The organism is Methylobacterium sp. 10, assembly GCF_000519085.1.
GTDB lineage: Bacteria > Pseudomonadota > Alphaproteobacteria > Rhizobiales > Beijerinckiaceae > Methylobacterium.
On sequence record NZ_KI912577.1, the window covers coordinates 718309 to 745048 of the forward strand.

General features: G+C 68.1%; 22 protein-coding genes. 10 read left to right on the top strand and 12 right to left on the bottom strand.

Annotated elements, in window-relative coordinates; genetic code table 11:
- Positions 1-113 precede the first annotated feature (113 nt).
- Positions 114-542 carry a hypothetical protein gene (locus tag K368_RS0103330; protein ID WP_036265929.1) on the top strand — a complete coding sequence of 143 codons (429 nt, stop codon included), beginning with the start codon at positions 114-116 and terminating at the stop codon, positions 540-542.
- 2 nt (positions 543-544) lie between these two features.
- Here K368_RS0103330 and K368_RS0103335 read toward each other — a convergent pair whose 3' ends face one another.
- Positions 545-3643 (bottom strand): N-6 DNA methylase, encoded by a 3099-nt coding sequence (locus tag K368_RS0103335; RefSeq protein ID WP_027171151.1) that lies wholly within the window; start codon positions 3641-3643, stop codon positions 545-547.
- 391 nt (positions 3644-4034) lie between these two features.
- On the opposite strand from K368_RS0103335, the gene K368_RS0103340 reads away from it, so the two are divergent.
- Entirely contained in the window at positions 4035-5477 is a 1443-nt protein-coding gene (locus tag K368_RS0103340; RefSeq protein ID WP_197030973.1) for a methyl-accepting chemotaxis protein, read from the top strand.
- A 100-nt stretch (positions 5478-5577) separates the two neighbouring features.
- On the opposite strand, the gene K368_RS0103345 is transcribed toward K368_RS0103340, so the two are convergent.
- The 7 genes from K368_RS0103345 to K368_RS0103375 form a co-directional block, all read right to left on the bottom strand.
- Positions 5578-7113 (bottom strand): sensor domain-containing diguanylate cyclase, encoded by a 1536-nt coding sequence (locus K368_RS0103345; protein WP_027171153.1) that lies wholly within the window; start codon positions 7111-7113, stop codon positions 5578-5580.
- Between the two features lie 169 nt (positions 7114-7282).
- A complete protein-coding gene (lepA, locus tag K368_RS0103350) occupies positions 7283-9088 on the bottom strand; it encodes a translation elongation factor 4 (RefSeq protein ID WP_027171154.1) in 1806 nt (601 codons plus the stop codon).
- A gap of 196 nt (positions 9089-9284) precedes the next feature.
- Positions 9285-9545, bottom strand: coding sequence for a hypothetical protein (locus tag K368_RS23800; RefSeq protein WP_051439734.1), 261 nt, complete (start codon positions 9543-9545; stop codon positions 9285-9287).
- Positions 9542-9850, bottom strand: coding sequence for a BrnA antitoxin family protein (locus K368_RS0103360; RefSeq protein ID WP_027171155.1), 309 nt, complete (start codon positions 9848-9850; stop codon positions 9542-9544). Before K368_RS0103360 ends, K368_RS23800 begins: the two co-directional genes overlap by 4 nt.
- Positions 9825-10109: a BrnT family toxin gene (locus K368_RS0103365; RefSeq protein WP_027171156.1), complete on the bottom strand. Its 285-nt coding sequence runs from the start codon at positions 10107-10109 to the stop codon at positions 9825-9827. Before K368_RS0103365 ends, K368_RS0103360 begins: the two co-directional genes overlap by 26 nt.
- A 154-nt stretch (positions 10110-10263) precedes the next feature.
- Entirely contained in the window at positions 10264-13212 is a 2949-nt protein-coding gene (locus tag K368_RS0103370; RefSeq protein ID WP_027171157.1) for a response regulator, read from the bottom strand.
- Positions 13213-13457: 245 nt separating this feature from the next.
- Positions 13458-14276 carry a DUF2470 domain-containing protein gene (locus K368_RS0103375; protein ID WP_081739485.1) on the bottom strand — a complete coding sequence of 273 codons (819 nt, stop codon included), beginning with the start codon at positions 14274-14276 and terminating at the stop codon, positions 13458-13460.
- Positions 14277-14613: 337 nt separating this feature from the next.
- Here K368_RS0103375 and K368_RS0103380 point away from each other — a divergent pair, with 337 nt between their 5' ends.
- From K368_RS0103380 to K368_RS0103400, 5 genes are all read left to right on the top strand, one after another.
- Positions 14614-15324: a response regulator transcription factor gene (locus K368_RS0103380; RefSeq protein ID WP_018046124.1), complete on the top strand. Its 711-nt coding sequence runs from the start codon at positions 14614-14616 to the stop codon at positions 15322-15324.
- 210 nt (positions 15325-15534) lie between these two features.
- A complete protein-coding gene (locus K368_RS0103385) occupies positions 15535-17250 on the top strand; it encodes a sensor histidine kinase (RefSeq protein ID WP_245259657.1) in 1716 nt (571 codons plus the stop codon).
- 12 nt (positions 17251-17262) lie between these two features.
- Positions 17263-17787 (top strand): HPr kinase/phosphatase C-terminal domain-containing protein, encoded by a 525-nt coding sequence (locus K368_RS0103390; RefSeq protein ID WP_027171160.1) that lies wholly within the window; start codon positions 17263-17265, stop codon positions 17785-17787.
- Between the two features lie 122 nt (positions 17788-17909).
- Positions 17910-18311, top strand: a complete 402-nt coding sequence (locus K368_RS0103395; RefSeq protein ID WP_027171161.1) for a PTS sugar transporter subunit IIA — start codon at positions 17910-17912, stop codon at positions 18309-18311.
- 182 nt (positions 18312-18493) lie between these two features.
- Entirely contained in the window at positions 18494-18817 is a 324-nt protein-coding gene (locus K368_RS0103400) for an HPr family phosphocarrier protein (protein ID WP_027171162.1), read from the top strand.
- 39 nt (positions 18818-18856) lie between these two features.
- Here the strand turns inward: K368_RS0103400 and K368_RS0103405 are convergent, their stop codons facing one another.
- From K368_RS0103405 to K368_RS0103415, 3 genes are all read right to left on the bottom strand, one after another.
- Entirely contained in the window at positions 18857-19711 is an 855-nt protein-coding gene (locus tag K368_RS0103405; protein ID WP_027171163.1) for a hypothetical protein, read from the bottom strand.
- A 138-nt stretch (positions 19712-19849) separates the two neighbouring features.
- Complete coding sequence (locus tag K368_RS0103410; protein WP_027171164.1) at positions 19850-20968, bottom strand: GTP-binding protein; 1119 nt, start codon at positions 20966-20968, stop codon at positions 19850-19852.
- 31 nt (positions 20969-20999) lie between these two features.
- On the bottom strand, positions 21000-22508 hold the full coding sequence (locus K368_RS0103415; RefSeq protein WP_027171165.1) for a D-alanyl-D-alanine carboxypeptidase family protein: 1509 nt from the start codon (positions 22506-22508) through the stop codon (positions 21000-21002).
- Between the two features lie 394 nt (positions 22509-22902).
- Here K368_RS0103415 and queE point away from each other — a divergent pair, with 394 nt between their 5' ends.
- Genes queE through queC form a run of 3 tightly spaced genes read left to right on the top strand, consistent with a single transcriptional unit; the run spans position 22903 to position 24657 of the window.
- Positions 22903-23535 carry a 7-carboxy-7-deazaguanine synthase gene (queE, locus tag K368_RS0103420; protein ID WP_027171166.1) on the top strand — a complete coding sequence of 211 codons (633 nt, stop codon included), beginning with the start codon at positions 22903-22905 and terminating at the stop codon, positions 23533-23535.
- A 49-nt stretch (positions 23536-23584) separates the two neighbouring features.
- A complete protein-coding gene (gene queD / locus K368_RS0103425; protein ID WP_027171167.1) occupies positions 23585-23944 on the top strand; it encodes a 6-carboxytetrahydropterin synthase QueD in 360 nt (119 codons plus the stop codon).
- Between the two features lie 2 nt (positions 23945-23946).
- Entirely contained in the window at positions 23947-24657 is a 711-nt protein-coding gene (queC, locus tag K368_RS0103430) for a 7-cyano-7-deazaguanine synthase QueC (RefSeq protein WP_027171168.1), read from the top strand.
- A gap of 624 nt (positions 24658-25281) precedes the next feature.
- On the opposite strand, the gene K368_RS0103435 is transcribed toward queC, so the two are convergent.
- The gene (locus tag K368_RS0103435) at positions 25282-26739 is read right to left on the bottom strand and encodes an exopolysaccharide biosynthesis polyprenyl glycosylphosphotransferase (protein ID WP_027171169.1); all 1458 of its coding nucleotides are present in this window, start codon (positions 26737-26739) and stop codon (positions 25282-25284) included.
- Position 26740: the final 1 nt, after the last annotated feature.

Below are 26740 nucleotides of genomic sequence, written 5' to 3' on the forward strand. Positions count from 1 at the left end.
CTCACGAAATCTCGCGCTGAAGATTTCGCGGGCCGAAATGCCCTGTTCCGGTCCAATTCTTGGATGAATACTTGGGGCGAATCGGGTTCGATCGACTTCGAGGTTTGCGCGCGATGAAAGCTCGGCTGCTTGGCGCTCTCTTGATCGGTGTGGCGACGGCGGGTACCGCCGACGCCGCTCCCCGCACCCCCGGCCACGCCCATGCGGCGATGGCGCCGCTGGAGCGCGCGGCCACGGATTGCTTCGCCGAGACGGTGATGGCCAACCCGGCGGCCATGCGGCACGCCCGGGCGGGCCGCTGGTACGAGGCCGCCGGAATCATCGGTTTCCTGTGCCGCCCCGAGGTGGACGCGATGATCCGCACCCACGACCGCCTCTTCGGTCCCGGCACCGGCGAGCGCTACTTCAAGGCCGCCTATACCCGCCATCTCGGCGGCGAACTCGCCGTCCGCCTCCAGCCGATGCTGGAACGCATGGCGGTGGCGACCGCCGAACCGCCCGCCGAGAAGGCCACCGAAGAGGCGGTCGACACGGCGCGGTAGGCTCACGCGTCGACGGTCTCCGCCTCCTCGGGGACGGGACGGGCTGCATCGTCCGGCGAGACGAGGTCTGGCAAGGCGCTGTCCGGCAAGGCGAGGCGCGGATCCGGCCCGAGAAGCGTCTCCACCAGGGCATCGATGCGGGCCGACACGCCCTCCTCCCGCAGGGCCTCCCGCACCAGGGCCCGCGCCTTCTGGAACGCGGCCTCCGCGGGCAGCGCCACGGAGGCCGCGACTGCCTCCGCCACCGCGCCTTCCGCCGCGAGGCGGGCATGGACCGCCTCGCGCGGGTCGAAGCGGGGGATGGGTAGCGTGAACATCAGCTTGTCGAAATCCCGCGCGCCCTGTTCACCCCGACTCTGCAGATGGGCGATGCGGATACGGACCGCTTCGCTGTTGAGGATGGCGACGAGGAAGCGGGCTTCGCCGTCGGACGGAACGTCCGCCCAGTACAGCTTGTGGTCGATGATCCCCCGGTGATCCCTGACGATACAGGCCGCAGGCCATTTTCCGGCTTTGGCGAAGACGACACGCTGATGCGCGACGGGGATCTGGCTTGATAGCTTGCCGTAATGGTCGAATTGCTGCTTGAGCGAAACCTTCTCGGAGCCGAGCTCGGCCCATAACCGCTCGGCCTCCGCGAGCCATTTGGCCAAGCCCGGGAAATGACCTGCAGCCTGTACCGAGGACAGGACCGTTCCTCCGGCAGCGGCCGGAACGATACCCTCCGCCGCGGCCAGGACGCGGAAAGGGGCGATGGACTCGCCAAGATAGACGGGGCGCAGGAACGACGACTCGATCGAGCCCCGGAGCCCGGTGACGTTCTTCCACTCGCCCTTGCGCTCACGCTCCTCGCTGCAGACGATGGGCGAACTCGGGCTGACGCCGATCTTGCTGCCGCGAACGCGCGTCACCAAACACAGGATGCGCGGGTAGAGGGTCGCGCCGTTCCGGAACACGCCACGATAGGGCGAGACGGCCTCGAAGTTCGTAGGGATCGGCGCGTCGGCCTGTTGCTGGCGCAGGCAGCGATCCGCTACCTCCTCGGGCACGTCCTTCTTGCCGAGGAACCCGGTAAAGGCGGTGACCCGTCGGGGCGTTGGCTGCGCCTCCCCCGCGGTGACGTCGGCGAACAGGACGCAGGTGGGCACCCTGAACAGCGGCGAGACGGCCTGGTTGTCGAGCATCCAGGCTTCAAAGAACGCGACCCGGACGCCCGTCCAGTCCCCGGTGCGGAAGGCGCGGAACTGGCCCCGGCTCATGGCGGCGAGCGGCAGCACCATGGCGACGCGTCCGCCGGGCCGGTCGCCCTCCGGCGGCCGGACATAGAGTTCCGCCGCCCGCGCGAAGAACAGCCCCGACAGGTCGGTCTGCGTCACCAGCCGCGCCTCGTCGGGGCCGACCCAGATGCCGAGGCGGCGCGCGGTGTCGCGGAACAGCGCCTGCAGGGCGGGAGCCATGAAGCGGTAGGACAGCCAGGGCGGGTTGCCGATGACGACGTCGACCCTGGCGCCGTCCGACAGGGCGACCGGACGGCTGAGGTTGCGGGCGAAGAAGCCCCAGACATGGTCGCGTCCGGCCCAGCGCAGGCGGTCGTAGATCGTGAAGGTGGTGATCAAGGTCGGGTGCTGATCGGCCGGGACGCCGAGGCCCGCGAGCCCGCGCGCGAAGACCTCGGCCGTGCGCCCGGCCTCGCTGGCATCGTGCATGGCGGTGACGACGCGGTCGAACAGAGGCGGATCGGCGCAGAGGCCGAGGGGGAAGCGCAGGGTCGGCGCGCCCTTGCGGCCCTCGCGGGAGTCGCGCGGCACCTCGACCACGAGGTCGCTCTCGAACGCGTCGCGCTTGACGTTCCATTGCAGCGCATCGCCGAGATAGACCGGCAGGGAGATGTCGCCGCCGCGCCCCGGCAGGGCATCGCCCAGGGCGAGGAGATAGGTGACGCGGGCGAAGATGACGGCGACGGGGTGGACGTCCAGCCCCGTGACGGAGGCGCAGCAGCGCGACGCGATCTCGTCGAGGGGCACCCCTGCCGCCATCAGGGCCTCGCGCTTGAGGCGCACGGCGTGGAACAGGAAGCTGCCCGAGCCGCAGGCGGGATCGAGGCAGGTCTGCTCGGCCGGGCGGTCGACGGCACGCCGCACCACCTTCCGGGCGAGCCAGTCGGGCGTGTAATACTCGCCGAGATCGTGCCGCTGCGCCGGATCGATGAGGGATTCGTAGAGCACCTTGAGAAGGTCGACATCGACGCTGCCGAGATCGAACCGGGCGGCATGGGCGGCGAGACCGGCGACGATGGCCTCCCCGCCCGGCGCCTGGATCACCCAGCCGAAGAAATCGGTCTCGACCGCGCCGTGGACCCCCGCCTCGTGGAAGGCGCGCCCCGAGAGCAGATCCTCGGGCGAGCGGCCGGTGGCGCCCATGGTTCCGGCGGCGATCGCCTTGGCCAGGATGACGAGGTAGGTGTGCTGGAGCCACAGCGTGTCGTCGTCGATGGCCTTGCCGTAGACGAAGCCGAGATGGCGCGACCAGAGCTGGCGCTTCAGCACCGCCTCGGGGTCGGCGGCCAGCGCCTCCCAGGCCTTGGCGAGGAGGCCGAGGGTCCGCGCGAAGGCGGCGCTCTGGCGGCCGAGTTCGTTGGTGATCCCGGGCGCATCCGCCGGCAGCCAATCGAGGACGGCGACGACCCCTTCGAGCCAGGCTGTGAGGCCACGGGCATCGGCCAGCTTCACCTCGTGCTCGGTGAGCCGCACCAGGGCGCCGTCCCGCATCTCGTAGGCGGTGAAGGTGGCGCCGTCGGTGGCGAGCCCGACGTAGCGCTGGCCCGTGGCGCCCTCCCGTTCCGGCAGGTAGCGCGTGAGCTGCGCCTCGGCGTCCCTGGCCTCCCGGCGCAGGTCCGACTTGATCTCGATGATGGTCCGGCCGAGCAGGGCATCCAGGCGCCCTCTAACCTCAGGTATCTTTCTCTCGAAGAAGATCCGCTCGCTCTTGGCGCCCAGGGCCTCGATCAGCAGGCGATAAATCAGCGCCCTGACCTTCTCATGTCCCGGACGAATCGAGAGTTCCGCGATCATCGCAGTCAGAGCGTCGTCATGGATCGGCATCGGCAGCCCTCACGTGAGGTTGCGGACTATATATACCTGAGGTTGCCTATCAAGGAGCGATTCGGTTCGTCCGCGGGAGCCTGTGCAAAAGCGCGGCGGAGGCGGGTGCCCCCTCCCCCCGCGACGGCCGGCATCCATCCGCCATGTCGGGAAGGGCGAGGCCATGAAAGGGCCAAGCCATGAGGGGGCCAAGCCATGAGGAGGGCAAGACATGCCGGCTCAAGAAACGCGCAGCTCTGGTGACAATTTGCGCAGGACACGGGCCTCGTTCGAAGCTTTGATCAAGGAGTGTCGGGCTACATCCAGCGTTGTCGAAGCAATGCGCGAAGACTTGGTTCTTAGGCATGGGCTAGACGAACTGACGTCGGGGCCATTTCTGCGCGAGGGATCGGTGAACAAGTCATTGAGCACTGGATGGCTCGGACGATGGAAGTCTCGCCCGACCGAGGCAGGCGAAGCCCCATCGCCCGCGCTCTCGCACGACCTCGGCGCGGTCCTCGCCTTCCTGAACGCGATCGCGCGGGCCTGTGCCGAGGCGCCGACGCCCGAGGCCGCCACCACGGAATGCCTCGCCGAAACCGGCCGGTTCACCGGCTGGCCGATCGCCCATGCCTATCGCCTGCTGCCCGACGGCAGCGGCAGGATGACGTCGATGAAGGCGTGGTACCTCGCCGCGTGCGGTGAGGGTCACCACACCGAAGCCTTCGTCGTCGCCTCCGAGGGGGCCGTCTTCGCCCCAGGACAGGGTCTCGTCGGACGTGTCTGCGCCGAGGGACGGGCGGTCTCCTGCGAGGACGTGACGGTCCTGCCCGGCTTCGTCCGCGCGGCGACGGCGCGGGAGAACGGGGTGCGCGGCTGCTTCATGTTTCCGGTCCGCATCGGCGGCGACGTGGAGATCGTGCTGGAATTCTTCTCCCGCGAGAGGGCCGAGCTGAACGACGCGCTCCTCGAACTCATGGTCTACGTGGCCGACCGCCTCGCCATCACGGTGACCGAGCATGCGCAGCGAGCCCGTGTCCGCACGCTGATGGCGTCCCTGGGCGGCATCGCCTCCGGGCTTGCGGACACCACCATGCAGGTCGAGGCGGGGGCCCGCACGGTCTTGGCGGTGGCCGAGACCGTGGACGAGAGCCGGGGCCGTGTGGACCGGGCGAACCTCGCCGCCTCCCGCGACATCGACGCGGTCTCGGATTCCGCCCACGGCCTCGTCGTGCTCTCCCGCGAGGCGAGCGCCCATGCGGAACGGGTCGAGACCATCGCGGACAGGACCACCGGGCTCCTCGCCGGGGCGGTGGACGTCTTCTCGGAGCTACAGGAGAGGATCGCCGGAATCGGGCGGATCAGCGACCTCATCGGCACCATCGCGGCCCAGACCAATCTCCTCGCCCTCAACGCGACCATCGAGGCGGCCCGCGCAGGCGCCGCCGGGCGCGGCTTCGCGGTGGTGGCCGGGGAGGTCAAGGACCTGTCGAACCGGGTGAGCGCGGCGACGGCCGAGATCGCGCAGCAGATCGGGCGGTTGAAGGACGTGGCCGCCCAGTCCACCGCCTCCCTCGCCTCGGTGAGGGCCGAGATGGAAACCGTGCAGAGCACGGCCGCCGACATCTCCCGCGTCAGCGCCTCTCACCAGGACGCCGCCGGCACGATCGCCGGGGGCGTGGCACGGGTGCAGACGACGATCCTCGAAGCGACCCGCCATCTCGACGCCCTGCGCGCCACCACCGAGGAAGCGCTCGCCTCGTCCCAGGCGCTGGGCGAGACCTCCGGGCACCTGCGCGACCAGGGCCGCGACCTCGGCGAGGCCACGCGGCTCCTGGCGGTGTCGGCCCGTTGACCGCGCGTCGTGTCCCGAACGCCGTCACGTTCCGGACTCGCGATCCGATGGGCCAATCCGATGGGCTCGGTTATCGGCGAAGCGGGGTGGTGCGCACCCTTCAGGCGCCGGCCAGACGAAAGCTGGCCTGGCGCCGGTCCGCCACGCCGCGACGCCGCTCGACGAAGCGGGTCTGGTTGCGGCCGTTGGCCTTGGCCTCGTAGAGCGCGGCGTCCGCGAGACTGTACAGGTCCGACGGCGTGAGGGGGTCGGCTCCCGGCGCGCCCATGGTCGCGACGCCGATGCTCACCGTGACCGATCCGGCCTCGATCCGCGTCGACTCCACCGACAGGAGCGCCACCCGGGCATGAACCCTCTCGGCGATGCGCAGGGCCTCCGCCTCGTCGCCGTCCTGGATCAGGATCGCGAATTCCTCGCCGCCCACTCGGCAGACGATGTCGGCGGGACGTTGGATGCTGCCCAGCAGGCACTGGGCGAGGCCGCGCAACACGTCGTCACCCACCGCATGTCCATACAGGTCGTTATAGCGCTTGAAGTGATCGGCATCGATGACCAGCAGCGCGAAGGGGCGGGCCGCATCGCCCCGCAGGGTGGTCAGGGCCTCCTCGAACCGGCGGCGGTTCGGCAGGCCGGTCAACGCATCGGTGAGCGACTGCCGGGCGAGTTCGACCTGCATCGCGCTGCGCCGCTCCAACTCCCGTCCGAACAGCAGCGAGAGGCAGACGGTCAGGCCGCAGAGCGCCACCACGATGGCGGTGATGACGATGGCCTTCGCGCGCCATTCGGCCTCGATCTCCTCCACGGCCAGGGCGACGTTGAGGATCAGCGGCAGGGCGCCGATCTGCGTGAAGGCATAGTGCCGCTCCACCGCGTCCAGGCTGGAGGTTCCGACGAAGCTGCCGCTGCCCTCGCTGAGGAACCGCTTGAAATTGGGCGCTCCGGCAACGTTCACCCCGCCATCGCCGCCCTGGCTCGGGTAGCGCATGATGCGCGTACCATCGTGCAGGAACAGGTTGATCGCGCCGTCGCGCCCGAGGCCGATGCGGTCGAACAGCCGCGTGAAGTACGACAGCTTCAGGGTCCCCAGGACCACCCCGCCGAACGACCCGTCGGGCTTGTCGACGCGTCGGCTCAGCACCATGACGCGTGCGCCCGTGAGACGCGACATCAGCGGCTGGCTGATCAGGAGGCCACGGTCGCCCTGGCCCTTGTGGGCCTGGAAATAGTCGCGGTCGAAATTGTTGGTGTGGCGCGCCGGGATGGCATGGCCGTCGAGAATGCTGTCGCCTTTCTCGTCGAGGACGAGGATCACGCCCATGTCCCGGGCCGAGATCGCCCGGTCGAACAGGATCAACTGGCGCAGGTCCGGCGACAGATTGTTGATCGCGGGGAGTTTCAGGTTTTCGGTGACGCCCTGCAGCGACAGATCGATGATCTCGATGTTGCGGGCGATGTCGCGTTCGATGACTTGGAGGAGGTTCCGCGAGGTCTGTTCGGCCTTCTCCCAGGCGTCCTTGCGCAGGTCGAGCAGCATGATAGCCGACACCACGAGCATGCCGACCGGCGCCAGGATTCCGAACACGATCCAGGTGCGAGCCGAGCGGAACCTGCGAGCGAATGGACGCGGCAGGATCATCGGTACCCCCTCCCAGGTCACCCGAAGGTACCTGGTTCAGACCATGTCACCCGCCTCTCCAGCCAGGACACAGCGTGCCGCAGCGTCTAAGCCACAGGCCTTAAGGCATGGTTAAACGCGCCGAATCACAACCGGAGGTGGAGACGGAGGCTCCCGCTACGGTTCCTTTTCAATCGTCCATCTTCAGGGCGGCGATGAACGCCTCCTGCGGGATCTCCACGCGGCCGAACTGGCGCATCTTCTTCTTGCCCTCCTTCTGCTTGTCCAGCAGCTTGCGCTTGCGCGAGATGTCGCCGCCGTAGCACTTGGCGGTGACGTCCTTGGAGAGGGCCTTGATGGTCTCGCGGGCGATGATCTTGCCCCCCAGAGCCGCCTGGACCGGGATCTGGAACAGGTGGCGCGGGATCAGGTCCTTCAGCTTCTCGCACATGGCCCGGCCGCGATGCTCGGCGCGGCTGCGGTGGACCAGCATGGAGAGGGCGTCCACCGGCTCGGCATTGACGAGGATCGACATCTTCACGAGGTCGCCCTCGCGGTAATCCGAGATGTGGTAGTCGAACGAGGCGTAGCCCTTCGAGATCGACTTCAGGCGGTCGTAGAAGTCGAACACCACCTCGTTGAGCGGCAGGTCGTAGACGACCATGGCGCGTTTTCCCACGTAGTTGAGGTCGACCTGGGTGCCGCGCCGATCCTGGCACAGCTTCAGGACGCCGCCGAGATACTCGTCGGGGGTGAGGATGGTCGCGCGGATCCACGGCTCCTCGATGGCGGTGATCTTCATCACGTCCGGCATGTCGGCCGGGTTATGCAGTTCCTTGATCGTGCCGTCCGTCATCTGCAGGCGGTAGACCACGGAAGGGGCCGTGGAGATCAGGTCGAGGTTGAACTCGCGCTCCAGGCGCTCCTGGATGATCTCGAGGTGGAGCAGCCCGAGGAAGCCGCAGCGGAAGCCGAAGCCGAGGGCCGCCGAGGTCTCCATTTCATACGAGAACGAGGCATCGTTGAGCCGGAGCTTGCTCATGGCGCTGCGCAGGGTCTCGAACTCGGCGGCATCCACGGGGAAGAGCCCGCAGAACACCACCGACTGCACGTCCTTGAAGCCCGCCAGCATCTCCTTGCAGGGGCGCTTGTCCTCCGTGAGCGTGTCGCCGACGCGGGTGTCGGCGACCTCCTTGATCGAGCCGGTGAAGAAGCCGACCTCGCCGGGGCCGAGTTCGCCGATATCGGCCATCTTCGGCCGGAACACGCCGATCTTGTCGACCCCGTGCACGGCGTCGGCCCGCATCATGCGGATGTTCATGCCCTTCTTGAGCACACCGTCGACGATGCGCACCAGCACGACGACGCCGAGATAGACGTCGTACCAGCTGTCCACCAGGAGCGCCTTCAGGGGCGCGTCGCGGTCGCCCTTGGGCGGCGGCAGGCGCTTGACGATGGCCTCCAGCACCGCCTCGATGTTGAGGCCGCTTTTGGCCGAGATCGCCACCGCCTCCGAGGCGTCGATGCCGATCACCTCCTCGATCTGGGCGCGGATGCGCTCGGGCTCCGCCGCCGGCAGGTCGATCTTGTTGAGGACGGGCACGATCTCGTGGTTGGCGTCGAGCGCCTGGTAGACGTTGGCCAGGGTCTGCGCCTCGACGCCCTGGGAGGCATCGACCACGAGGAGCGAGCCCTCGCAGGCGGCGAGCGACCGAGACACCTCGTAGGCGAAGTCCACGTGGCCGGGCGTGTCCATCAGGTTGAGGATGTAGTCCTTGCCGTCCTCGGCACGGTATTCGAGGCGCACGGTCTGCGCCTTGATGGTGATGCCGCGCTCCTTCTCGATGTCCATGGAATCGAGCATCTGCTCGCTCATGTCGCGGAGCGCCACCGTGCCGGTGGTCTGGATCAGCCGGTCGGCCAGCGTCGACTTGCCATGGTCGATATGCGCGACGATGGAGAAATTGCGGATGTTGTCGATGGGGACGGTGGTCATCGAGGGGTCTGTCTCCGGCGCGGTCGCGGTCCGTCGGCGTAAGGACGGGCCCGGCGCACGGCTTTTCGGTGTGTGGACGCGCGTCGGGAGATAGCAGTGCGGCACCGGCACGCCAAGCGGAGCCGCATCCGCACGTGGTCGCGCCCCTCGGTTCCGGGCGCGACGGGTCTCAATACCAGACGACGGTGAGGAGACCTCATCGTCGTCTGGTAGAAACGACGTCCCGTAAGGCGACGCGCTCGGTCTCCTCCAGCGTCCCCTCGGTCGGCTGCGGCATAGGAAGGCCACGGCGCTCATGCCCCCGCCGGACGGCCAACAGGGCGTCGCCCATTTCATGCAATGCCTCCTCGCGGGTCGCCCCCCGGGCGATCGCTTCCGGTACGGCAGAGCAATAGGCGTGGAGCGCGCCGTACTCCTCCCGGCGAAGCGCGACCGAATAGATCCGTTCGCCCATCATCGCGCCAGCTCGGCCGCGCCCCTCGCCAGGGCCTCGTGCATCCGCGTCTGCCAGCCGGCGCCCGTCGCCTTGTAGGCGTCGAGCACGGCGGGATCGACGCGGAGCGTCAGGTTCACCTTGGGGGACTCGACGGGCGGTCGGCCGCGCCCGCGCTTCGTCATGAGTTTGTAGATCTCCGGCGCCCCTTCCTTGAGAGGCCTGAGTTCGGCGAGTTCGGCGTCGGTCATCGGGGGCGAGTCGGACACCTCGTCCCAGTCCTCCTGGGAGAAGCCGACGCCCTCAGGCTTGGGATCGATGATCGTCATAGGTCTTCCTCTCTTTCCCGTCGGCAGGGCGAAGGCTGACGATATCGAACGCTTCTGTCCCCAGGGGTGAAACGATGACGACGACGAGGACGTCGTTCCACTCGCCGATGAGCATGTAGCGGTTGCGGCCGGTGCGGCTCGGCCGGGTCGGGCGAATGAGCGCCCGCTCCGCATCGAACAAAGCATCAAAGTCGGCGAAGTCCAGCCCGTGCTTGAGCAGGTTGGCCTTGCGCTTATGCTCGTCCCAGGTGGCGGTCACACGATTAGATGTAGGGGCGCTTGATGGCAGCCGCAAGCAATTTTTCGCTGTAGCGGAAAATAGCCCATACGACCCTATAAAGTCGCGAATTCCGTTCCTTTGAGGTCTGGAAGGGTCATGCGGTCACAGATGCCGCGGAGCGTACATCTCGATCTCAGAGCAGGGCCACGGTCTGGCGGATCTCGGGCATGGTCGGCCCCGTGATCTCGTGGACCATGCGGTTCATCAGGTCGCGGGCGATGAGGCAGCGCCCGTGGGCCTCGTCCCGCGCGGCACCGGCGGATAGTGCGGCAAACGTCCGGTAGGCTTTGGCGAGGTCGCGAAATCCCGTCCTGTCGGCCTGGGCGGCGAGGGCTTCCACGCCGGCCGCGTCCGTGTCGGGTCCGAAGCGGTCGACGAGCCTGACGAAGGCGCGCACGGCCTCGCGGGCCGCTTGTTCGCCGATCTCGGCATTCAGGGCGTCGAAGGCGCTCCGGTCGAAGATCGGCGGCCGTTCCGGCATCGGCGCGCCCGCGTCGCTCTCGCGCAGGACGATGGAGGAGACCTGCTCGCCGACCACCCGCGACAGGGTCGGGAGATCGAACGGCTTGCCGAGATGGCCGTCGGCGCCGGCCTCCGTGAGGGCCCGGACCCGGTCCGGCATCATACTGGCGCTCATGGCCACGATCGGCACCCGGCGCGCCGGATGCTGCAGGGAGCGGATGCGCCGGATGGCCGTGGTCCCATCCATTCCGGGCATCGCCACGTCCATGAGGACGAGATCGTAGGCGCGGGCCTGCACCGCCAGGATGGCCGCCTCTCCGCCGGCCACCATGTCGACGCCGTAGCCCAGGCGCCTCAGCATCGCCTCCACGACCTCCCGGTTGATCGGGTTGTCCTCCACCACGAGGATGCGGCCGGCCAAGGCCGCGTCCGGGCTCGGGGCCGGGGCGTATCGTGTCAGCACCGGGGCCGGCGCCAGGGAGAGGGAGAACCGGTAGGCGGCCGTTTCGCCCAGGGGCGTGCTCCGGTCGATGCGCCCGCCCCCCATGAGGCCGACGAGGCGCTGGGCAATGATGAAGCCGAGGCCGCTGCCGTCGAGGGAAGCGGTGCGGGATGCGGGATGCTCCGGGTCCTGGCCGGCATGGGCGGCGACGGAGACGCGCCAGCGCTCGACGGGCTCGCCGGCGCGCGGCCCCTGCAGCGCGAGGGTGACGGTGCCCCGGCGCAGCGTGCCGATGGCGTCGTTGAGCAGGTTCAGGAGGATCTGCCTCAGGCGGCGCTCGTCGCCGAGGACGTGGCGGGGGCCCTCGCAGGTGACGGCCACGTCGATGGCGGAGCCTCTCGCCTCGGCCATGGGCCTCACGAGGTCGGCCGCCCCGCTCACCAGGGCGGGCAGGTCGAGGGGGAGGCTGTCGAGGCGCAGGTCGCCGGCCCCCGCCCGTGCATAGTCGAGAACGTCGTCCACCGTGGCGAGGAGGGAGTCGGTGGCCGCCCCCACGAGGGCGAGGTGGCGGACCTGATCGGCGGAGAGACCGGTCGTGCGGGTGAGGAGGTCGGTGAAGCCCTTGATCGTCGTCAGCGGCGTCCGGATCTCGTGGCTCATCAGACCCATGAACTCCGATTTCGCCCGGCTCGCATTCTCGGCCTTGGCCTGGGCCAGCTCGGCGGCATCGCGGGCCATGCGCAGTTCATCGGCCTGATCCTGCCGCTTCGTCACGTCCCGCAGGGTCGAGATCACGTTGGGCGCCCCCGGCGCGGCGGAGGTGAGAAGGTCGTTGACCGCCTCGATCCAGATGGAGCGGCCATCCGCATGGCGCATCCGGAACAGGGAGACGATGCTCGGCCGGCCGGGTCCGAGGCGGGCATCCGCGGCGGAGAAGGCGGCGAGATCGTCGGGGTGGATGCGCTCGCGCGGATCGAAATCCGACCCTTCCGTGCCGAACAGCGCCGCGCCCGAGGGCGAGACATAGGCGATGCGCCAATCGGCATGACGCAGGATGACGACGTCGGTCATGGTCTCGGCGAGGAGCCGGTAATGCGCCTGGCTTGCCGCGAGTTCGCGGCTGCGCTCGGCCACCCGGACTTCCAGGCTGGCATTGGCCTGCGCGATGGCGGCGTGGTGCTCGGCCGAGACGCGGGACGCCGTCACCAGCGCCCTGCCGATCTGCTCCACTTCGCGGATCTCGCTGGCGGGAAGGTGGACGGGGTCGCCGCGCCCGATCGCCCCGGCGGCCCGCTTCAGGTTCCGCACCGCCCTGGCCACCTGCCGGGCATAGATCCAGGCGACGATCCCGCCGCTGCCGAGCAGCGCCACGGCGAGGAAGCCCAGGACCGCGAGCGAGCGATGGAGCGGGGCCTCGAACGCATCCCGGTCGAGGCCGGTGACCACCGTCCAATCGGAGAGTCCGGAGTAGTGGTGGAACTCCATGACGCGGGCCTCCGCCTTCTCCCAATCCTCCAGGCGCAGGAGCTTGGCCGGCGTCGGGGGCGGCTCCTTCGCCGAGGAAGCGGAGGGGTTCGGCGCATCGCCGGTCCGCGCGACGACGCGCTTCGCGCCATCGGCGAACACGGCGGAGAACGGGTCGGCGATCTCCGCCTGAGCCAGCAGGCGGGCGAAGTGATCCGTGCGCACGGCGATGGAGACGAACATCTCCGGCGCGCCGCCGCGCAGGACCGGCGCGCAGATCAGGACGATGTCGGCCCCGGTCAACGCGCTCTTGATCACCGACGAGATGACCGGGCGCCGGGTCGCGATCAGCGCCGCGGCGAGGTCGGGACGGGGGTAGGACGGCATGGCCGCGCCCGCGGGCATCCGCGTGTTCACGATCTGACGGCCATCGACATGGACGAGGGACACCGTGAATTCGGTGGTGTCCACGAGAGCCCTGCCCTGGGCGTCGAACCGCGCCCAGTCCTTGGCGTCGATGGAGGGCGAGGTCGCCAGGGTCCTCGCCATCGCGCTCATCTCGGAGAGATCGCGGTCGAGGCGCTCGCGGAGATGGTCTCCGGTGAGCTGCCCCATCGTCTGCAGACGGGCCCGCTCGGCGGTCACGTACCAATCGGTGGTGACGACGGCGATCACCACGAGGGGAAGCGCAATGGCGAGGGCGAGGACCATCATGGCCGCCACCGCCGAGTGTTGCCCCCGCTCTCCGCGCCTGCGCACCGCTCGCTACCCTGTCGCCGGGCGCCCCGATGGGACGCCGCCTCGCTCTTTCCTAGGCGCAAAGTCGTTTCGAATGCGTAGTCATACCAGACCTCGATGAGCCCGACTCATCGAGGTCTGCCCGCGCGACGGCGCGGCGGCGGTCGTCCGCCGGACCTCACCGCCCCTGACCTATGGGTCAGGGGCGGTGAGGCCTGGTATCATTCGCCGGAAGCCGGGGTCTCGCGCGCCTTGGCGGCCATCTCCACCAGAACCTTGCGCAGGCCGCCCATGTCGGTGACCGGTGCCGGATAGCGGATGCGCGCGGTCCGGTCGCCGGCCAGGAGATCCATGCCCTCCGGGTCGAGGCCGGTCAGGCGCCAGGGCCCGTCGCCCCCACCCTCGCCCTTGGCGTAGAGGGCGAGGGCGTCGGCATGGTCCGCATTCATGTGATCCACCGCCCCGCGCTCGCCGGCGATCAGGGCCTCGGCCCCCGAAAGGTCGAGGCGGAGCTCGCCGGGGGTCAGCGTCGCCGCCTTGGCGAAGCCCCCGTTGAGATGCCCGGCGCTCGCTTCGAGGGCGAAGAAGCCGACATCGGGGAAATCCGCGTAGAGCTTCGCCTTGGGGTGGCGGGCGACGAAGCGCTCGCGGATGCGCGGCTCCGTCGTCCGGATCACCCGCCCGGTGACGGTGAGGCGGGGATGGGCGAGGGGGTCGCCCTTGCCGCCGGCGCTGAACAGCAGCGAGGCGCGGGGATCGGCCAGGAGGTTGCGCGTATGGGCCGAGAGGCGCGATAGCAGCATCAGCGGCGTGCCGTCGACATCCGTGGCGATCGTCACCAGCGAGGCGAAGGGCGTTCCGTCCTGGGCGTCGAGGGTCGCCAGCGCACCGGAGCGGATGCTGCGCAGGAGATGCCGGGCGAGGCCGACTGCGTCGAACGGAGCCTCCGACGCCGGGGGGGGAACGGCGGGCCCCCGCCGCTGCGGCGGCGCCTCGCCCGCCTCGCCCCGACCATCCTCGATCCGGTTTCCATCAGCCATGCTGCATCCTGCTCTTATGTGGGCTCGCGCCGGGTTTTCCGACCGCCGGCCTTCATTCAGAATCGCGATGATAGGGGTTCTTGGACCGCTTGCGCGAGGCCGCCGGACTGCGGCACGACGGCCTCAGTCAAGCGTCAAACCGACCTATCCATCGGGCAAGCTCGCTTTTTTCAACCGAAGTCTTTACACAGCCTGACTCTCCGCGCGAATGCGGCCCCGCTCCCGAAGGGTTCGCCAGCGCGTCTTGCCGGTCCTCGTCTTCGGAGGGCGGGATGCGGAGACGACATGAGCGAACCGACGTCCGCGAAGGCCGCATCCGAGCAACAGGGAACGCGAAATGCCCACCATCGCCCTCGTGGACGACGATAGAAACATCCTTACCTCCGTCTCGATCGCCCTCGAGACCGAAGGCTACAGGATCCAGACCTATACCGACGGCGCCTCGGCCCTCGACGGCCTGAAGCACTCGCCGCCCGATCTCGCGATCTTCGACATCAAGATGCCGCGCATGGACGGGATGGAGCTGCTGCGCCGCCTGCGCCAGAAATCCGACCTGCCGGTGATCTTCCTCACCTCGAAGGACGAGGAGATCGACGAATTGTTCGGCCTCAAGATGGGCGCCGACGACTTCATCCATAAGCCATTCTCGCAGCGCCTCCTGGTGGAGCGGGTCAAAGCCGTCCTGCGTCGCTTCGCCCCCAAGGACGGGCCGGGCGCCGCCGCGCGCGAGGCCGATGCCGCCGCCCGCTCCCTGGAGCGCGGCCTGCTGATGATGGACCCGGAGCGGCACACCTGCACCTGGAAGGGCGAGGCCGTCACCCTCACGGTGACCGAGTTCCTGATCCTGCAGGCCCTGGCCCACCGGCCCGGCGTCGTGAAGAGCCGCAACGCCCTGATGGATGCGGCCTATGACGATCAGGTCTACGTGGACGACCGCACCATCGACAGCCACATCAAGCGCCTGCGCAAGAAGTTCAAGGTGGTCGACACCAACTTCGACATGATCGAAACCTTGTACGGGGTCGGCTACCGCTTCAAGGAAGGCTAAACCCGACGCACGGACGTCGAACGCCCGCCCGGCCGCCACCGCCACGCGACGCCCGCCCCAACGGACGGGTTTCGCCGTCGCGTGGCGGTGTTTTCAGGTGTTCCGTGGCGGTGTTTTTCCTACAACGATGGCGCCCGTTCCGGGCCGGCTGTCCAACCTCGGACGATCGTGGATTCCCAAGACCAAGCCGACGCTCCGCAACGCGGCCTCCTGGCCCTGCCGCGCACGATCTGGCGCGGCATCGGCCAGCGCGCCTCGTCGAGCCTGACCCGCCGGATCGTCGTCCTCAACCTCGTCGGGCTGATCGCCCTGCTGTTCGGCTTCCTCTACCTGAACCAGTTCCGGCAGGGATTGATTCAGGCGCGGGTGCAGAGTCTGCTGATCCAGGGTGAGATCATCGCCGGGGCGATCTCCTCCTCGGCCTCGGTGGATACCGACGCGATCCGCATCGACCCCGACAAGCTGCTCCAACTCCAGGCCGGCGAAGGCGGAGCGGGCGACGATACGCCCTCCCCGCTCACCTTTTCCCTCAATCCCGAGCGGGTTGCACCGCTCCTGCGCCGCCTCATCACGCCCACCGGCAACCGCGCGCGGGTCTACGATCAGGATGGCGGCCTGCTGTTCGACACCCGCACGCTCTCGGCCCGCGGCGAGATGGGCCGCAGCGACGGCATCGTTGTCAGAAGCAAGCGCAATTTTCTCGAACAGGCCTGGGAGTTCGTCCAGGCCAAGCTGTTCGGCACCACCCGGACGCCGGTTCCGGAGGAGGTCGGCCCGGCGAGCGGCCACAGCCTGAAGGAGGTCCAGGTCGCGCTCGGCGGCGCCCGCGGCACCCTGGTCCGCCGCAACGAGGCGGGAGAGACGAACGTCTCAGTGGCGGTCCCGATCCTGCGCTCGGGGGCGGTGCGCGGCGCGCTGATGCTCTCGACCCAAGGGGGCGACATCGACCGGGTCATCGCCTCGGAGCGGTTCGGCCTGCTCCAGGTCTTCCTCATCGCCGCCTCCGTCATGCTGGTCCTGTCGATCCTCCTCGCGGGCGCTATCGCCGGTCCGGTCCGCCGCCTCGCGGATGCCGCCGAGAAGGTCCGCCTCGGCATCAAGTCGCGAGAGGAGATCCCCGATTTCACCGGCAGGACCGACGAGATAGGCCATCTGTCTGGCGCCCTGCGCGACATGACCCAGGCCCTCTACCGGCGCATCGACGCCATCGAGAGCTTCGCCGCCGATGTCAGCCACGAGCTGAAGAACCCCCTCACCTCCCTGCGCAGCGCCGTGGAGACGCTTCCCCTCGCCAAGACCGACGATTCCCGTTCGCGCCTGCTCGCCATCATCCAGCACGACGTGAAGCGCCTCGACCGCCTCATCAGCGACATTTCCGACGCCTCGCGCCTTGATGCGGAGCTCGCCCGCGCCGAGGCGCGCAAGGTGGACCTGCACAAGCTGATGACGACGGTGGTCTCCGTCGCCAACGAGCGCCGGCGCCCGAAGGACGCGCTCATCCAGTTCGACGTGGACACGCCCCCCGGCGACGTGGAGGCCCCCTTCATGATCTTCGGGCATGACAGCCGGCTCGGACAGGTCGTCAACAACCTCCTCGACAACGCCCGCTCGTTCTCGCCCCCCGATGCAAAAGTGCGGGTGGCCCTCCGCCGGGTCCGTGCCGAGGTGGAACTGATCGTCGAGGACGAGGGCCCCGGCATCCCGGAACACGCCCTGGAGCGCATCTTCGAGCGCTTCTACACGGACCGCCCGGAGCAGGGATTCGGCCAGAATTCGGGCCTCGGCCTCTCGATCTCGCGCCAGATCGTCCAGGCCCATCGCGGCACGATCAGGGCCGCGAACCGCCCCGGACCCGCTGACGAGAACGGGGAAGCGACAGTGCGCGGTGCGCGGTTCGTCGTGCGCCTTCCTGCGGCCTCCCGCTAGGCGCGCCGGCCCGTGGACTGGCCCCTTCCCGCGCCGGCCCTCGCGGTCCACGCCACCTGCCTGGTCCTGGGCGAGGCGGGAATCCTCATCAGGGGCGAATCCGGCACCGGCAAATCGTCCCTGGCCGTTGCTCTCCTCGACCGGGCGCGGCAGGAGGGCGGCTACGGCGCGCTGGTGGGCGACGACCGTATCGGGCTCATGCCCCATCACGGACGCATCGTCGCTCGCGGCCACCCCACTCTTCGCGGCCTGATCGAGATCCGGGGCATGGGGCTCGTAGAGGCATCCCCGCTGGCCGATGCGGCCGTCATCCGCCTCGTGGTCGATCTCGTCGGGACGCTGCCGCGACTGCCCGACACACCCATGGATTCGGTAGATCTCCTCGGCGTCGCGATTCGCAGAATCATGCTGGACCGCAGCATCCGCGACCGCGCGTTGGCGCCGGGTCTCGTGTTCGACGCCCTCACCCGGAAGGCGAGCGTTGCCCCACGGACGCACCTCCGCACCGTCTCATGCGAATTCGGCTCTCCCATATAGCGTGGCGCCCACCCACATGACATGATCCTGGGGCTAGGAGACGCAAAACGTCACTCTCGTCTTGCGCCCGACCTTGCGCTGCACAAAATGGCGGCTCCCACTGGGTGTCGGAACACGCGTCTATGATTGGAATGGTGCTGGTCACCCACGGGCTGCTCGCCACCGAGTTCAAGGCTGCACTTGAACACGTGGTCGGCCCGCAAAAGCAGATCGAGACGATCACGATCGGCCCCGAGGACGATATGGAGCTGCGCAGGCTCGATATCGTCTCCGCCGTGGACCGGGTCGATACCGGCAAAGGCGTCGTCGTGCTCACCGACATGTTCGGCGGCACGCCGTCCAACCTCGCCTTGTCCTGCATGAATGGCGGGACCGTCGAGGTGGTAGCCGGAATCAACCTTCCAATGCTGATCAAGCTCGCCAGCGTACGCGATGCCGAACCCCTGGGGGATGCAGTGCTCCATGCCCAGGAGGCGGGCCGGAAGTACATCAACGTCGCCTCCCGCGTCCTCGCAGGCAAATAACACTTCCGCGAGACGAACGGACTTTCCCAAACATCCTCCGTCGGCTTATCAGGCAAGCGTGGCGATTTCGCGCGGCGTTGTCCCGGCTCGGCCGTGCCATCACTGGACGAGGATCGGGCCGGGCGCGTCGGGCTAACCGTTGGCGGACCGGCCACAGGGACGGGACAGGGACGGCACAGGCCATGAGCGACGCTTACGACGACGATGTCGAGCCCGAGATCACGGTCCCGGAGGGCGGTCACCTCCGGATCCTTCCGGTCATCAACCGGCGAGGCCTGCACGCGCGAGCCTCTGCCAAGTTCGTACAAACGGTGGAGAAGTTCGAGGCTGCGGTGACCGTCACGCGCTCGGGCGAAACCGTAGGCGGACGTTCCATCATGGGCCTGCTCACCCTCGGCGCGGCACAGGGCACCTCCATCGCCGTGGTGGCCTCTGGCAGCGATGCCGAAGCCTGCCTCCAAGCCATCACCGACCTCCTCGCCAACAAGTTCGGCGAGGACGAATAGGCCGGTCCGGCCTTTAGATATCCGGAGCTCAGGGGATGGTCAGGCCGCCCGGGTCTCGGCCTGCCGCCACACGATCGAGCCCGGACCGGCGCCGAGACGCAGGACCGCTGCGACGATGACGCCGTCCTTGCGCGCGAAGTCGACGCTGGTCTGGCGCCTCTGGGCGAAGCGTCGCGTCACCACCCTGACCATGGACGAGGCGGACGGATCCCGCACGATCGGATTTCCGGACACCTGCGCATCGAAGGAGAGATAGGCCTCCACGGCATCGCGGATGCGGAAGGGTTCGGTAATGCGCTCGATCTCGACGCCATCGCGGGTCCACGGCCCGGCGAGCCGCACGCCCACGCGATCCCGCGCCGGCACGACTTGGGCATCGGACGCATCCGTCAAAAGGACCGTCTCCTCGGGTGTGGGCACGACGGGGGGCGGTATCATGATCAGCGTCGAGCGGGGGTGGACCGCCCTGACCGCTGCCCTCAACGCCGCTTCGACTTCATCGAGGAACCCAGGCTCGATGGTGGGCGCGACCACCGGACCGGGCGGGTACCAGCCCTGCGCCCGGCCATTGCCCCACAGGCCGTGCGGCATAGAGAGAGGAATGACGCCGCGCAGGCGCGCGCGCTCGCCCTGCCCGCTCCAGGCGAAGGCAAAGACAAGATCGCGGCCGCCGGACTCGTGCACGGCGGCAGTGAGCAGGTAGTCGGGGTCCGCGTAGATCGGTTCCGGCCAACGGATGCGGGTAAGGAGCGCGCGCCATGCCTCGACCTCCACCGGCTCCACCACGTTGGGCCGCCGCAGAACGATGCGACACTCATCAGCATCGATATCCGTCCCGATCCGGCCCGCTTCCACGAACCGGCCTCCCTCGATGATGCTCAGCCCCTGTCTCATTCGGTGATCCCGCTACCGATACGCCCCAGAATGGGACATCGCTTCCCGCTTTGCAGCCAAGCATGGTATATAGAATCAAAATGAATGCCGCCCATCTATTCCCAAAATAGGACGGGTTCAGCCGAGAAGACCACTGAACTAGCCCCCGGGAATCGCCAGCGGATTGGCTGTCAGCGCCGCAGCATCGGGTGCATCGATCCTCGGACGCCCCAGGAAGGCGTCCCACAGGCCGGTGACGAAAGCCTGATCGAGATCGCGCACGATCAGGACGAGGCGCGAACGGTGATCGTCGTCGGGCCATGCGGCGAGCTGGACCGGCATATGGATCACGTGCTGGACGCCGTGGACCACCACGGGACGATCCGGTTCGTCGGCGAGCGCCACCAGCCCCTTCAAGCGCAGGAGCTTCGGGCCGTGCCCGGACCGCAGGAGATCGAGGAACATCTCGAAAGCCGCCCGCTTCACCGGCACGTCGCTGGTCAGAGTGAAGGCCCGGATCGCGGCATCGTGCCGGTTCACGTCGTGATGGTGGTGACCGTGATGATGATCGTGGTCCGGGAAGGCTCCGGCGCCGAGCCAAGCGCGGACATCCTCGCTCTTGCCGTCCAGGCCGAAGAACCCGCCGAGAAGCTCGGACGGCGCCACGTCGGGGCCATGAATGGGCGCCGTGGGATTGAGGGTCTGGAGGCGGGCGCGCAGGGCGTCGCTGCCGGTGTCGACGAGATCCTCCTTCGCCAGCACGATCCTGTCGGCCACGGCGGCTTGGCGCAGGGCCTCGGGATGAGCGTCGAGGGTGGACGCGCCGTTGACCGCATCCACCACGGTGACGACGGCCTGCAGCCGGTACCGCAGGGCGAGGTAGGGGTGGTAGATCAGAGCGTGGAGTATCGGGGCCGGATCGGCGAGGCCCGTCGTCTCGATGACGACCCGGCGGAACGGCGTGATGCGGCCGTTGTCGCGCTTGCGCAGCAGATCTTCGAGGGTGGCGATGAGGTCGCCGCGCACGGTGCAGCACAGGCACCCGGCACCGAGCAGGATCATGTCCTCGTCCACCGTCTCGATCAGCAGGTGATCGAGGCCGATCTCGCCGAACTCGTTGACGATGACCACGGTGTCCGACAGGGCCGGATCGCGCAGCATCCGGTTGAGGAGCGTGGTCTTGCCGGCCCCGAGGAAGCCGGTGAGCACCGTGAGCGGGATCGGCTCCGGACGGCGGGGATCGTCGTTCGAAGACGTGAGCGGTGAGGGATTGGCCATGGAACCGGCCTACCCCGCCGCCGCCGCCGGCTCAATCCTCGGCGGATCGCGCAGCGGAGGTCTTGCTAATGCCGGATGCCTTGGCGGCGCTCTTCGCAGGCTTCGCAGCGGGCTTGACTGCGGACTTGTCCGCAGCCTTCGCCGCAGGCTTTTCCGGGGCCTTGTGGGCCGGCTTCGTCGCGGCTTTCGCAGCGGGCTTCTTGCCGGCATCGGCCTTGGCGGAGGATCTCGCGCCCCCCGCGATCACCGGCGTCGTCTCCACCGGAGCATAGGCGCTGGCGGTGGCGGGCACGGCGCCCTTGCCGTTCGCGACCGGCTTGGCGAGCCTCGATGCCTCGCGCTTGGCGTTCGCGGCCTCGAGCTTCGTCTTGCGGGCCTCCGCGATTTTGGCGGCGCGTTCCGCCTTCTCGGCCTCGGCCTGCTCGTTCAGGGCAATGGCGCCTTCAGCCGGATCGCGGCCAATCCACACCAGGATCGGTTGCAGGGGCGCGCGCGGCGGTAGGGCGCGCCCCTTCAGGGAGCCGTTGTTGAGGGTCGCGAAGGCGAGAGCCGAGCCCACGGGCGCAGCAGCGGCCAGGATCGAGGCATTCTCGCTGCCGGCCTGCGAGGCGATGGGGCCCGGGCCTTCGTCCACCGGCAGGGCCTTGCGCTTGTCGCAGATATAGGGGCGCAGGTCCGGCGGCTCGGAGATGGCGGAAGCGGGCAGGGAATCGATGGTTGGCGCGGTCCATCCTGCCGATTGGCCAAAGCCGTAATCGAACAGGTCGGACGCTTTGAGGTCGCGCTCGCGGGCGCTCGGCTGGCCCATGACGATGGTGATGAGACGGCGGCCGTTGCGGGTGGCGCTGGCCACCACGTTGAAACCGCCCGAACAGATGAAGCCGGTCTTCATGCCGTCGGCCCCGGCATAGCGGCCGAGCAGGCCGTTGTGGTTGGCCATGATCGACTTGCCGAACTGGATCGCGCTGATCGAGAACAGGGCGCGGTTGTCGGGAAAGTCGCGGATCAATGCCCGGCCGAGCACCGCCATGTCCCGGGCCGAGGTCCATTGCCGGGCGTCTGGAAGGCCGTTGGGATTGGTCCAGCGGCTCTCGCGCATGCCGATCCGGGCGGCGGTCTCGTTCATGAGCGCGGCGAAGCCTTCGACGGAGCCGCCGAGATTCTCGCCGATCGCCCAGGCGACATCGTTGGCCGACTTGACCATGATGATCTTCAGGGCGTTGTCGAGGGTTAGCTGCGTGCCCGGACGGAACCCCATCTTCGAGGGCGGTTCGGCGGCGGCGGCGGGCGAGATGGTAATGAGCGAGTCGAGAGAGACCTTGCCCTGCCGCACCATGTCGAGGGCGACGTAGGCAGTCATCAGCTTGGTGATGGAGGCGGGGAACCACGGGTCGGTGGCACCCTGAGCGTAGATGATCTTGCCGGAATCGACCTCGACCACGAGGATCGGCGCCGTCACCGCGCCGGCCGCACCCGCTCCGAGCAATCCCGCAGCCGTGGCGAGACCAAGGACGAGGCGGCGCAACAATCGGTTCGACATCAGGCCCGTCTCGAAAGGGAACGCCCCGACGCCATCACGGCCGGTCCGTCCGAAGAAAAATAGCGCACCGGCCGAGCTTTGGCGAGGGATGCCAGCCTTCGGCCAGCCCTGCGAGAAGGCTTGGCGCGAATGCCCATCAACGCCGTCTCCGTGGCGAGACCATGGCGATGCGACCGGACGATTGATGCATTGCACAGGCCCGTCCGGGCGGGCCGGACCGGACGTGCTGCGTGCGGATGACGGGCGTTGCCGCGTGCGCATGGTTGCGTTGGGCCCTGCCCCATGGCCTCGGAGCGGGGAGGCGTCTATGGGCTTCACATCACGTCGCGATGTTGGAGGCAGGCCGTTCCCATTGCGGGACGGGGGCCTTCGGGGGAGATCGGCTGAGAGAGCGATGGGCTACGCGGTCAAGGAACTGTTCCACACCCTCCAGGGCGAGGGGGCCCAGGCGGGCCGGGCCGCGGTGTTCTGCCGGTTTGCCGGCTGCAATCTCTGGTCCGGCCGCGAGGAGGACCGCGCCACGGCCGCCTGCACCTTCTGCGACACGGACTTTATCGGCATGGACGGCGAGGGCGGTGGGCGCTTTTCGACGCCTGAGGCTCTGGCCGACGCCATCGCCGCCACCTGGGAGGGCGGCGCTTCTCACCATTACGTGGTCTTCACCGGCGGCGAGCCGCTGCTGCAGCTCGACCCCGCCCTGATCGCAGCGATGCATGTGCGCGACTTCGAGATCGCGGTGGAGACCAACGGCACGTTGGCAGCCCCCGAGGGGATCGACTGGATCTGCGTGAGCCCGAAAGCGGGCAATGCCCTGGTCCAGACCACCGGACACGAATTGAAGCTGGTCTACCCGCAGGACGAGGCCCTCCCCGAGCGCTTCGCCGCTCTCGACTTCCGCCACCACTGGCTCCAGCCCATGGACGGACCCGACCGCCTTGCTCATACCCGGGCGGCGGTAGAGTATTGCCGCCACGACGCGCGCTGGCGGCTGTCGCTGCAGACCCACAAGATCATTGGCATTCCATGACCGTCATCCGGCCGCCCCGTCGCGTTCCGATTTTATAGAGTCCTCGTCCATGAAGATCACCCAAGCCTTCACCTTCGAGGCGGCGCATCGCCTTCCCAACGTGCCCGAGACACATCGCTGCCATCGGATGCACGGGCATTCCTACCGGGTCGAGCTGACGATCTCCGGCGCCGTGGACCCGGCGACGGGCTGGGTGGTGGACTTCTTCGACGTGGAGCACGCCTTCGCGCCGATCCTGGCCCAGCTCGACCATTACTGCCTCAACGAGGTCGAGGGGTTGGAGAACCCTACCGCCGAGCATATCGCGGCCTGGATCTGGCATCGGACGAAGCCCGCCCTGCCCGGCCTGTCGGCGGTCAAGGTGATGGAGACGCCGATGTCCTGGGCCGAATACGAAGGCGAAGCCTGACGATGAGCGACGACGGCGCGCTGGTCCTGCTCTCGGGCGGACAGGATTCCACAACCTGCCTCGCCTGGGCGCTGGAGCGCTTTCCCCGGGTGGAGACCCTGGGCTTCGACTACAACCAGCGCCACCGGGTCGAGCTCGACAGGCGGGCACCCCTGCGCGAGACGATGGCGGCCATGAACCCGGCCTGGTTCCGGCGTCTGGGCCGCGACCACACCATCGCCCTCGATGCTCTGGGCAAGGTCTCCGAGACCGCGCTCACCCGCAGCACCGAGATCGCCTTCGAGGCGGGCGGCCTGCCCAACACCTTCGTGCCCGGCCGCAACATCATCTTCCTGACCTTCGCCGCGGCCCTAGCCTACCGCCGGTCCCTGGGCCACATCGTCGGCGGCATGTGCGAGACGGATTACTCCGGTTATCCCGATTGCCGCGACGACACGATCAAGGCGCTCCAGGTGGCGCTGAACCTCGGCATGGACCGCCGCTTCGTCCTCCACACGCCCCTCATGTGGATCGACAAGGCCAAGACATGGAAGATGGCCAAGGACCTCGGCGGCCAGCCTCTGGTGGACCTCATCGTCGAGGACACCCACACCTGCTACCTTGGTACGCGTGGGGAACGCCACGCCTGGGGCTACGGCTGCGGCACCTGCCCCGCCTGCGACCTGCGGGCGAAGGGCCATGCCAAGTTCGTGGCCGAGGCGGTGACGGAGTAGAGTGGGCGCCTGCGCCGTCGCGGACAGCGGGACCCCCTTCGCCGTGCCGGCCTTCCCCTGCCTTTTCGCGCACGAGACGATCAACGACATCCGTCCTGTCTCAGGACTGGATTCAGGCGTATCTCAAATCTTCGATCAAAAGATCATAGAAATCGTAGGATAATTGACAGTTGATTCTTCATCGGTGAAAAAGGATTCGGCGCCATTGCACGACCGGAGGGTGCCGTGCTGGAAATCATATTTTGGATCTCTGCCTTTGTTTCGATTTTTGGCAGCATCGGGCTGATTGTTATATTTCTATGGCCTGAGAAGCGTCAGCATATTGAGTGGGACGATCACTCCACCGATTGAATGAATACTATAAGAACGCCCGTCCCTTAAAATAGATCTTCGGGACAAGAACATCGGCCCGGATGCCCGATTTCGTCGAATTGGTCTTGCGTTCCAAGCCAACGCGTTTGTCGAGTGCGCCCGGGGGCGCATGTCCGCCTCGGTGACATCGGCCCATAGGATATCGCTGGTATTGCCCGCATCCTCGCTGAGCGAGTTGGTGACCGGCCCGCCCGCGGATCGGCTCGGCGAATTCGTCGACCATCATCCCTCGTCGCCCCGGATGGCCGGAGGTTACCGAGCGCCCTTGGCGCCCAGGACCGCCGAGACCGTCCCCATCAGGATGTAGAGGTCGAGCCACGGCGACCAGTTGCGAATATAGTAGGTGTCCTGGCTGCGCTGGACGTGAAGATCGCCGTCGCTTCTCGACGATATTTGCCAGAGGCCGGTCAGGCCGGGCGGCACGCTGGTGCGAAGCGCGCGGAAATCGGGATCGAACCCATCCATGTGATAGGCGGGAAACGGCCTCGGGCCGACGAGGCTCATGTCGCCACGCAGGACGTTCCAGAGCTGGGGCAGTTCGTCCAGGCTCGTGCGTCGGATGAAATGCCCGACCTTCGGCAAGATCCGCGGATCGGCGGAGAGCTTGAAGAAGCGCTGCCATTCCTCGCGGGCCACCGGGCAGGATTCGAGATGGGCGTGCAACCGGCGCTCCGCGTCGGAATACATCGTCCGCAACTTCAGGACCCGGATCGGCCGTCCATGCCGTCCCACGCGGATCTGGACATAGAACGGGCTGCCCGGATCGAGGCTGCGGATCGTCGCGGCAAGGATCGCGATCACCGGAAGGGCCAGGATTAGACCGAGGCCAGCCAGGGTGCAGTCGATCACGCGCTTGAGGGCGAGGTTGCGCGGCCGGTACAGCTCGCGCCGAATCTCGAGGCCGATGGCGCTGCCGAGGGGCTGCACCTGAACCCACATGTTCTGCAACTCGTGGATCTGTTGGGCCAGCACCGTGCGCGGAGCGGGAGCCCGGCCCGTCCCCTTGCCATCATACAGGGCGAGGGTGGCGCAGGACGAAAACAGCAGCACCTCCACGGGCACCGCCGGGGTCTCGTCGATCATGCCGAGGATGGGCAGCCCCTCCATCCGGACCGGCTCCTGCCCGCGCTCGGCGAGGAAGCCCACCGGCCGAAATCCCAGTTCGGGCTGGGCGAGGAGTGTATCGGCCAGGCTGCGCCCGGCGGTGTCGGCCCCCACGATCACGGTGAGAGCCCCCCAGAGCTTCCACCGGATCAGCATGCTCCGCAGCGCGGATTCGCCATAGAAGCCGATCACCACCAAGAGTGCCGCCACCGCCGCGATATCGGCGACGCCCCGCGCCGACGGCCCCTGAGCGCTCATGACCAGGAGGCAGCTGATCGCGTAGATGCAGACCCCGAGGACGCGCAGCCGCAACCGCTCCGGCGGGCTCGGCCCGTAGCTGGAATACAGCCCGAACACCGCCAGGATGAGCACGACGCCGACGGGGGGAATCGGCATCGGGGCGGAGGGGCCCAACCAATCCGTCATTGGCAGCCAGCCGGTCAGCAGCCAGGGCACGAGGCCCGCCACGCCTGAGAAGAACATGTCCCCCCCGACCAGAACCGCCGTGACGATGCTCCGCCGCCGTACCGGCCGGAGTTTGGCCTCCACCGGTTTGGTCCGCTCGACCGCAGGGCCCGCAAGGATAATGCTGTCGGTGGTGCTCATG

Coding starts and splice junctions, on each gene's coding strand:
- K368_RS0103380 (WP_018046124.1), top strand. CDS start 14,614: ATGCCCACCATCGCCCTCGTGGACGACGATAGAAACATCCTTACCTCC.
- K368_RS23800 (WP_051439734.1), bottom strand. CDS start 9,545: ATGATGGGCGAACGGATCTATTCGGTCGCGCTTCGCCGGGAGGAGTAC.
- K368_RS0103360 (WP_027171155.1), bottom strand. CDS start 9,850: ATGACGATCATCGATCCCAAGCCTGAGGGCGTCGGCTTCTCCCAGGAG.
- K368_RS0103335 (WP_027171151.1), bottom strand. CDS start 3,643: ATGCCGATCCATGACGACGCTCTGACTGCGATGATCGCGGAACTCTCG.
- queC (WP_027171168.1), top strand. CDS start 23,947: ATGAGCGACGACGGCGCGCTGGTCCTGCTCTCGGGCGGACAGGATTCC.
- K368_RS0103370 (WP_027171157.1), bottom strand. CDS start 13,212: ATGATGGTCCTCGCCCTCGCCATTGCGCTTCCCCTCGTGGTGATCGCC.
- K368_RS0103395 (WP_027171161.1), top strand. CDS start 17,910: ATGATTGGAATGGTGCTGGTCACCCACGGGCTGCTCGCCACCGAGTTC.
- K368_RS0103435 (WP_027171169.1), bottom strand. CDS start 26,739: ATGAGCACCACCGACAGCATTATCCTTGCGGGCCCTGCGGTCGAGCGG.
- K368_RS0103375 (WP_081739485.1), bottom strand. CDS start 14,276: ATGGCTGATGGAAACCGGATCGAGGATGGTCGGGGCGAGGCGGGCGAG.
- K368_RS0103405 (WP_027171163.1), bottom strand. CDS start 19,711: ATGAGACAGGGGCTGAGCATCATCGAGGGAGGCCGGTTCGTGGAAGCG.
- K368_RS0103400 (WP_027171162.1), top strand. CDS start 18,494: ATGAGCGACGCTTACGACGACGATGTCGAGCCCGAGATCACGGTCCCG.
- K368_RS0103330 (WP_036265929.1), top strand. CDS start 114: ATGAAAGCTCGGCTGCTTGGCGCTCTCTTGATCGGTGTGGCGACGGCG.
- K368_RS0103415 (WP_027171165.1), bottom strand. CDS start 22,508: ATGTCGAACCGATTGTTGCGCCGCCTCGTCCTTGGTCTCGCCACGGCT.
- K368_RS0103410 (WP_027171164.1), bottom strand. CDS start 20,968: ATGGCCAATCCCTCACCGCTCACGTCTTCGAACGACGATCCCCGCCGT.
- queD (WP_027171167.1), top strand. CDS start 23,585: ATGAAGATCACCCAAGCCTTCACCTTCGAGGCGGCGCATCGCCTTCCC.
- queE (WP_027171166.1), top strand. CDS start 22,903: ATGGGCTACGCGGTCAAGGAACTGTTCCACACCCTCCAGGGCGAGGGG.
- lepA (WP_027171154.1), bottom strand. CDS start 9,088: ATGACCACCGTCCCCATCGACAACATCCGCAATTTCTCCATCGTCGCG.
- K368_RS0103345 (WP_027171153.1), bottom strand. CDS start 7,113: ATGATCCTGCCGCGTCCATTCGCTCGCAGGTTCCGCTCGGCTCGCACC.